The following is a 6,297-nucleotide window of genomic DNA, read 5'->3' on the forward strand; positions in this document are numbered from 1 at the left end:
TTGGTGATGATTCGCTCGTGGAGGCGATCAAGAAGGAGCCCGCAGAAGCTCCCCTCCCGCCGCGCGAGCGAGCCCTGGTTGATTTTGCCATGCGGCTGACCCGCGCCCCCGAACGAGCGCAGCGCGAGGACCTCGACGTCCTTCGAGCCCACGGGTTGACCGACGAGGACCTGTTCGTCCTCGTTCATATCATCGGGTATTTCAACCACATCAACCGGGTCGCCGACGCTCTCGGGGTCGACCTCGAGACGGATATGCCACTTTCTAGATAAGAGCAACGAGCTCGCGCAAGTCCGACACGCGGTAGTCGGCGTCGAGTGAACGCGTCCGGTACGGGGTCGGTCCATAGGAGACGAGACAACTGGCAATGCGAGCGTTCCGCGCCGTCTCGAAATCGACCTCGGTGTCTCCTACGAGAAGCGCTTCGGTCGGTTTGGCCTCGCCCTCGGCGAGGAGCCGTTCGACGCCTATGGGGTCCGGCTTCATTCGGGCGAAAGAGTCGCCGCCATATATCGAGAAAAAGAACTGGTCGAGCTCGAGGCCCTCGAGAATCATCCGGCTTTCCCGAAGCGGCTTGTTGGTGAGAACCGCGCTCCTGCACCGTGAGCGGAGCGCGCGGAGGGCTTCCACCACTCCGGGGTAGGCAACGGTGTGCTCGAGTAGGCGCCGCCGGTAGATCTCGCGGTACCGAGAGACGGCGAGGTCGATCTCGCTCGGGGAAAAGCCGGCCAGAGCCCTTTCCACGAGCTTTCTCACGCCGTTACCCACGTAGTCACGGACCCGAGCGATCGACAGCGGATCCCGGCCCACGTCCGCGAGGAGCTCGTTGACGGAAGCGGTGATGTCCTCCCCGGAATCGACCAGCGTTCCATCGAGATCGAAAATGACCAGCTTCATCACCCGTGAGTTATAATCATAAAGGGCCGCTTTCGTGCTAGAGCTTTCACGCAAGAGTGATTACGCGCTTCGAGCGGTCATCTACCTCGCCCGAATTCCTCCCCAGCGATACGGGCGCGTCAGCGAGATCGCCAAGGCGAAGGACATTCCCCAAGCATTCCTGGCGCAAATCCTTCCGATCCTCGCCAATCGGGGCGTCGTCAAATCGCAGCAGGGCGCCCACGGAGGGTATGCGCTCGCCCGTTCGGCCGAGTCCATCACTTTTCTGGAGGTCATCGAGTCGGTCGAGGGTCCGTTGCGACTCAACAAATGCGTCGAGGGCCAACACGACGACTGCTCGATTCTGGATCGATGCGAGATGCTCTCCGTGTGGAGCCGGGCCCAGAGCCAGATGGTCGAGTTTCTCGGTAGCGTCACCATGGCCGACATGCTGAAGGCGCCCCATCACCAGAGTGCCGGCCCGGTCGTCATCGAAACGAGTTAAATCTAGCGTCCCTGCTCGTATTCCTCGGCTCGGTGCATGTCGAACGCCTCGTGCTCCGGGTTCTCCTGAAAGCCCCTCAACTCCGTGTGGCAGCGATAGCACACCGTGACCTCCCCGAGAAACTGATAGAGGATGATATCGGCGGCGCTGGCGGCAACGAGAACGACCAGCGCCGCAGGAAAATCCCAAGCCGCGTAAGCGAGGCTCGATAACAGGATGGTTGCCGCGACGGCGAAGCATCCGAGTTGCTGGGGAAAATCCTTTCGCGTGTAGAAATGGAGATTGTCGCAATGCGGGCATCGATCGATGGGCCCGCCGGCCGTGACCGCCGGGCTCGGATCTGGTGGCTCGCGATTTCCACAGCGCTCGCACGTCCCGGCACCTTCGCCGGCCGGCAGTGGGTACTCGTTGTACCGCGAACAGCGGGAGCAGTAGTAGCCGACGCGGGGACTCACAGGGGATAGCCCGTCGTCACCCAAAGAAACTGCGAGATCAGCTCGCCGAAGAGAACCAGGACCACAGCGACATAGAGGAGGCCCGTGGCCGATTGCGTCGAGCGTATGCGGACCGTTTGCCAGACGAGGGGCGCGAGCAAGAGGGGTGCCCCGAGCCCGGTGAGGCCGCGGAACAGAAAGAATAGAGCGGTCGTCGAGAATACGACATCGGCGAATCGGTGGACGCCGAGCGCGTCCCAACCTCCGAGTGGGAGTGCGGCCCCCACGGCGAGCCATCTTAGAGCGGCGGCGATTCCGAACCATCTCGCGCCCGAGCGCAGCGGGGCAATCGAAAGACTCGTGTCGACGAGATACCAGTGGCCCAGGATCATCGTCACCGTGGCCGTGCCGAGCAGAAGCCCCGCGGTGAGGCTTCCGAAAGCGCCGAGCCACCCGTGAACGTCGCCGGTCCCGCGCGCTCCCAGAGAAAGGAGAGCGGCGAGAGCGGCTCCAGCGGCGGCGAACGGCACCCACCTCGGTCGGTGTTCCGAACGGAGGACGCCCCACCAGAGCAGGGAAGCGACGAGAACGGCTGACCAGAGCCATCGCTCGATGCCGGAGCCGAGCAGCGCGGCGAGACCCGCAACCCCGCCGGTCGCAGACGTGCAGAAGCGCAGGAAGCCGAGGGGCAGACGGTTCTCGAGCGAGAGGAGCGCCGTGGCCACAAGAGCCCCCGAGGCAAGGTGCCCGGCGAGAAGAGACGTGACCTCCGCGATCATGGTCGCGTCAGACGAGCCTGCGTTGGAGCCAGTATCGGAGCTCGGGAGTCAAGTCGGAAAGCTCCATGCCCGCCTCGACCACGGTCTGGCATCCGCGCTCCCGCGTCGCGAGGAGGAAGCCTCTTCGTTTCACGCTCATCTCGCAGTTGCCGCACTCGTTTGCCCAGCAGAACCTCCCCAGGACCGGCGTGTCGTCCCTCACCAGGAAGTGTACGCACGAAAGCAGCACCTCGCCGCTGGGTACTTCGAAGGAGCGCCCCTCGATCTCGATGGGAACGAGCTCGGTGATGGATTTGAGGGTGACGCTAGACCTGGAACGATTCGCCGCAGCCACAGGATCCCGTGGCGTTGGGATTGGAAAACCGAAAGCCGGAGCCCATGATGTCCTCGACGTAATCGATCTGGGTGCCGTCGAGGTACAGGTAGCTTCGGGGGTCGACGAACAGTCGCACTCCGTTCTGTTCGAAAACCTCGTCTCCTTCGGAAGCCGCCTCGTCGAGAGCGAGCTGATACTGGAAACCCGAGCAACCCCCACCCACGACCCGAACCCTGAGTCCTGCCTCGGGCCGCCCGTTCTGCTCCAGGAATTCGTGGACCTTCGTGGCTGCAAGCTCCGTCAGAGTGACCATCGGGTAGAGTATAGCGACGGCGGAGGAACAGTGTCAAGGCATCTTGCTCGAATCGGCGAAAGAGCCTAGTATAAAGGGTTCATCCGCTTGAAGATGCCTAGAGCTCTCTACGACCTTCACTCGCACACGACTGCCTCGGACGGCACTCTTTCACCGTCCGAGCTCATGCGCCTCGCCAAGACGGCGGGCCTCAAAGCAATCGCCATCACCGATCACGACACGGTGGACGGTCTGCCCGAAGCCGAGGTCGAAGCGAAGACTCTCGGAGTCGAGCTGGTTCCCGGAGTCGAGGTCAGCGCAACCTTCGGAGACGTGCCGGTCCACGTACTCGGGCTTTTCATCGATTACCGCGAGAGCTGGTTAAAGGAGTGGTTTGCCGAAGCTCACCATCGCCGAATCGAACGGGTCCATCGGATCGTGAGCCGGCTCTTGGCCGAGAAAGTGCACGTGACGGTCGAGGAAGTCCTCGCCCGGTCGAGTCATGGAAGCGTGGGGAGACCTCACGTGGCCGAAGTCCTCGTCGAGCGAGGCATCGTTTCCAGTCTCGCCGAAGCCTTCGAGCGGTACCTCGGGGCGGACCGTCCCGCCTACGTGGCGTACGAGAAGGTGACGGTGAGAGACGCGGTCGGTCTCATCCGTCGTGCCGGAGGGATCGCGTCGCTCGCCCATCCGGTGCTCCTCGGGGACGACACGCTCATCCCGAAGATGGTGACCGACGAGATCGGGGCCCTAGAAGCGTTTCATCACGATCACACCCCGGAGAAAGCGGCCGAGTACGAGCGCCTGGCGAAGACGCTCGGCGTGCTGGTAACCGGCGGTTCGGATTTTCACCGTCTCGATGGCGACTCGGTGAAGCGGCTCGGTTGCGAAGAGCTCACCGAAGAGGCGTTCGAGTTGCTTCGCGACCGAGTGCGATAACGAGGATGCGCCACCGGCTCGCATCGGTCGAGGACCTCGCCGAGGGGAAGGCCATCGCCGTCGATGTCGGTGAAAAGCGCGTCGCGGTCTTCCGCCACGAGGACGAGTGGTTCGCCCTCGACGAGACCTGTCCCCACCGAGGGGGTCCGCTTCACGAAGGGACGATCCAATCCGGGGTTCTCTATTGCCCCTGGCACCAATGGCAGTTCGAGCTCAGGACGGGTTGCTCTCCTCTGAATCCTCTTTCTCGAGTACGAACCTATGCGGTGATCGTCGAGGACGGTGCCGTTTGGGTCGATCTTTAGCTGCTCGCGAAAGCGGCACGAAGGCTCTTCCGGATCGCTTCGAGCGTCCGGTCGAGAACGTCGGTCGTGTGTGCCAGGGACACGAACCAGGCTTCGTACTGGGACGGCGGGAGATGGATACCGGCCTCGAGCATGGCGACGAAGAAGCGCGCGTAGCGGGCGGTGTCGGCTTCCGTCGCACTCTCAAAATCGATTATCTCGGAATCCGAGAAGAACAGCGTCATCATCGAGCCTACGCGATTCAACCGGACGGGAAAGCCGGACTCGAAGACGATTTCTCGCGCGCCCCGCTCCAGATGAGCTGAGGCAGCCTCGAGCCTTACCCAGGCATTCGACTCGTCGAGCGTCTCGAGCTGAGCGAGCCCCGCGCTCATCGCGAGGGGGTTGCCCGAGAGCGTCCCCGCCTGATAGACGGGGCCCGAGGGCGAAATCTGACTCATGAGCTCGCGACGGCCCCCGTAGGCGCCAACCGGCAGTCCACCCCCGATGACTTTTCCCAGGGTCGTTAGGTCGGGACTCACGCCATAGAGCTCCTGGGCCCCGCCTCGACTCACGCGGAAACCGGTCATGACCTCATCGAAAACGAGCAAAGCACCGTTCTGGGTACAAAGCCGTCGAAGTCCTTGGAGGAAGCCCTCACGGGGCGCGATCACCCCCATGTTCCCGGCAACGGGCTCGACGATCACCGCGGCGATGCGGTCGGGCTGGTCCTCGAAGACGCGTTCGAAGGAAGCGAGATCGTTGAACCGCGCCACCGAGGTCAGTGAGGCGACCGAGGGTGGAACCCCGGCGCTGTCGGGAACCCCGGTCGTCATGGCGCCCGAGCCCGCCCGAATCAAGAACGAGTCCGCGTGACCGTGATAACAGCCCTCGAACTTGATGATGGCGTCTCGGCCGGTAACGGCCCGCGCGAGCCGGATGGCGGACAGAGTCGCCTCGGTGCCGGAGCTCACCATGCGCACCATCTCGACCGTGGGGACCATCTCCGAGATTTTCTTGGCCATCTCGAGCTCGATGGCGGTCGGAGTCCCGAAGCTCGTCCCGTCTCCGAGTGCCTCTCGCAGCGCGTCGAGTACCCGGGGGTGGGCGTGACCGAGGATCAGCGGACCGTACGCCGCGATGTAGTCGATGTATTCGACGCCGTCCACGTCCCGGATATACGGGCCTCGGCCCGAAGCCATGAACCGTGGCGCACGGTCGATTCCCCGAAAGGCACGAACCGGGGAATTGACCCCTCCGGGAATATACCGCTTGGATTCCTCGAACAACGCTTGGCTCTTGCTCACGATTCCATCCTCTCGTAATGGCGCACGATGGCTTCGACCAGCCCTTCTGAGGTGTAGGACTCCGCTTCGATCCCGACCTCGAGGCCGAGCTCTCCGAGCGCAGCGCTGGTGATGGGGCCGATGCTGGCGCAGGTGAATTTCCCCTGGATATCGGAAAGCTGGATGCCGTCGAAGAAGCTCCGCACCGTCGAGGGGGATGTGAAGGTTACGATGTCCACCGCGCCGCGCTTGAGGCGCTCGAGCGCGGGGGCGATCTCGTCGCGCGAGGGAACCGTTCGATAAGCGGTGACGACGTCCACCTGCGCTCCCGCCGACTCGAGAAGACGGGGCAGCGCCTCACGGGCGATCTCGGCGCGAGGCAGGAGGAAACGCTTCCCCGCGACCGCGGTTTTATCGGCAAGCGCGCGAAACACCTCTTCTGCCACGAAGCGCTCCGGGACCACCGCCGGTAAGTATCCCTTGCGTTGCAAGGCGTCCCGAGTGGCGGGTCCGATCGCCGCGAACGAGAGGTTACGAGGGGGAGTCCGTGGGGACAATCGGGTGAAGAATGCCTCGATGGCATTCG

11 protein-coding genes are annotated in these 6,297 nt (G+C 63.5%); 4 read left to right on the forward strand and 7 right to left on the reverse strand.

All coding sequences use genetic code 11. The annotated features are described in order from the left end of the window. Nucleotides 1–17 precede the first annotated feature (17 nt). Nucleotides 18–272, forward strand: a complete 255-nt coding sequence (locus tag VEK15_19650; GenBank protein ID HXV62923.1) for a hypothetical protein — start codon at nucleotides 18–20, stop codon at nucleotides 270–272. On the opposite strand, the gene VEK15_19655 is transcribed toward VEK15_19650, so the two are convergent. Continuing rightward, the gene (locus tag VEK15_19655) at nucleotides 265–897 is read right to left on the reverse strand and encodes an HAD-IA family hydrolase (protein HXV62924.1); all 633 of its coding nucleotides are present in this window, start codon (nucleotides 895–897) and stop codon (nucleotides 265–267) included. The genes VEK15_19650 and VEK15_19655 overlap by 8 nt on opposite strands. 34 nt (nucleotides 898–931) lie before the next feature. On the opposite strand from VEK15_19655, the gene VEK15_19660 reads away from it, so the two are divergent. Beyond that, nucleotides 932–1,381, forward strand: a complete 450-nt coding sequence (locus VEK15_19660) for an Rrf2 family transcriptional regulator (protein HXV62925.1) — start codon at nucleotides 932–934, stop codon at nucleotides 1,379–1,381. A 2-nt stretch (nucleotides 1,382–1,383) separates the two neighbouring features. Here the strand turns inward: VEK15_19660 and VEK15_19665 are convergent, their stop codons facing one another. The 4 genes from VEK15_19665 to erpA are packed head-to-tail and all read right to left on the reverse strand — an operon-like array spanning nucleotide 1,384 to nucleotide 3,223. Continuing rightward, entirely contained in the window at nucleotides 1,384–1,836 is a 453-nt protein-coding gene (locus VEK15_19665; GenBank protein ID HXV62926.1) for a hypothetical protein, read from the reverse strand. Continuing rightward, the gene (locus VEK15_19670; protein ID HXV62927.1) at nucleotides 1,833–2,594 is read right to left on the reverse strand and encodes a hypothetical protein; all 762 of its coding nucleotides are present in this window, start codon (nucleotides 2,592–2,594) and stop codon (nucleotides 1,833–1,835) included. Before VEK15_19670 ends, VEK15_19665 begins: the two co-directional genes overlap by 4 nt. Before the next feature lie 7 nt (nucleotides 2,595–2,601). After that, on the reverse strand, nucleotides 2,602–2,928 hold the full coding sequence (locus VEK15_19675; GenBank protein HXV62928.1) for a 2Fe-2S iron-sulfur cluster-binding protein: 327 nt from the start codon (nucleotides 2,926–2,928) through the stop codon (nucleotides 2,602–2,604). After that, nucleotides 2,900–3,223: an iron-sulfur cluster insertion protein ErpA gene (gene erpA, locus VEK15_19680; protein ID HXV62929.1), complete on the reverse strand. Its 324-nt coding sequence runs from the start codon at nucleotides 3,221–3,223 to the stop codon at nucleotides 2,900–2,902. Before erpA ends, VEK15_19675 begins: the two co-directional genes overlap by 29 nt. A gap of 93 nt (nucleotides 3,224–3,316) precedes the next feature. On the opposite strand from erpA, the gene VEK15_19685 reads away from it, so the two are divergent. Further along, nucleotides 3,317–4,141 (forward strand): PHP domain-containing protein, encoded by an 825-nt coding sequence (locus VEK15_19685; GenBank protein HXV62930.1) that lies wholly within the window; start codon nucleotides 3,317–3,319, stop codon nucleotides 4,139–4,141. A gap of 5 nt (nucleotides 4,142–4,146) precedes the next feature. Beyond that, nucleotides 4,147–4,446, forward strand: a complete 300-nt coding sequence (locus VEK15_19690; protein ID HXV62931.1) for a Rieske 2Fe-2S domain-containing protein — start codon at nucleotides 4,147–4,149, stop codon at nucleotides 4,444–4,446. On the opposite strand, the gene hemL is transcribed toward VEK15_19690, so the two are convergent. Continuing rightward, complete coding sequence (gene hemL / locus VEK15_19695; protein ID HXV62932.1) at nucleotides 4,443–5,732, reverse strand: glutamate-1-semialdehyde 2,1-aminomutase; 1,290 nt, start codon at nucleotides 5,730–5,732, stop codon at nucleotides 4,443–4,445. The two genes, VEK15_19690 and hemL, sit on opposite strands and share 4 nt — an antisense overlap. Continuing rightward, nucleotides 5,729–6,297 (reverse strand): uroporphyrinogen-III synthase (locus VEK15_19700; GenBank protein HXV62933.1); only part of this gene is annotated, 569 nt, incomplete at its 5' end. The genes VEK15_19700 and hemL, both read right to left, overlap by 4 nt.

This window comes from Vicinamibacteria bacterium, assembly GCA_035620555.1.
Classification (GTDB): Bacteria; Acidobacteriota; Vicinamibacteria; order Marinacidobacterales; family SMYC01; genus DASPGQ01.

Bases quoted from the DNA above. Each gene is read 5' to 3' on its own strand.
- VEK15_19655 (HXV62924.1), bottom strand. From the start codon at position 897: ATGAAGCTGGTCATTTTCGATCTCGATGGAACGCTGGTCGATTCCGGG.
- VEK15_19690 (HXV62931.1), top strand. From the start codon at position 4,147: ATGCGCCACCGGCTCGCATCGGTCGAGGACCTCGCCGAGGGGAAGGCC.
- VEK15_19685 (HXV62930.1), top strand. From the start codon at position 3,317: ATGCCTAGAGCTCTCTACGACCTTCACTCGCACACGACTGCCTCGGAC.
- erpA (HXV62929.1), bottom strand. From the start codon at position 3,223: ATGGTCACTCTGACGGAGCTTGCAGCCACGAAGGTCCACGAATTCCTG.
- VEK15_19670 (HXV62927.1), bottom strand. From the start codon at position 2,594: ATGATCGCGGAGGTCACGTCTCTTCTCGCCGGGCACCTTGCCTCGGGG.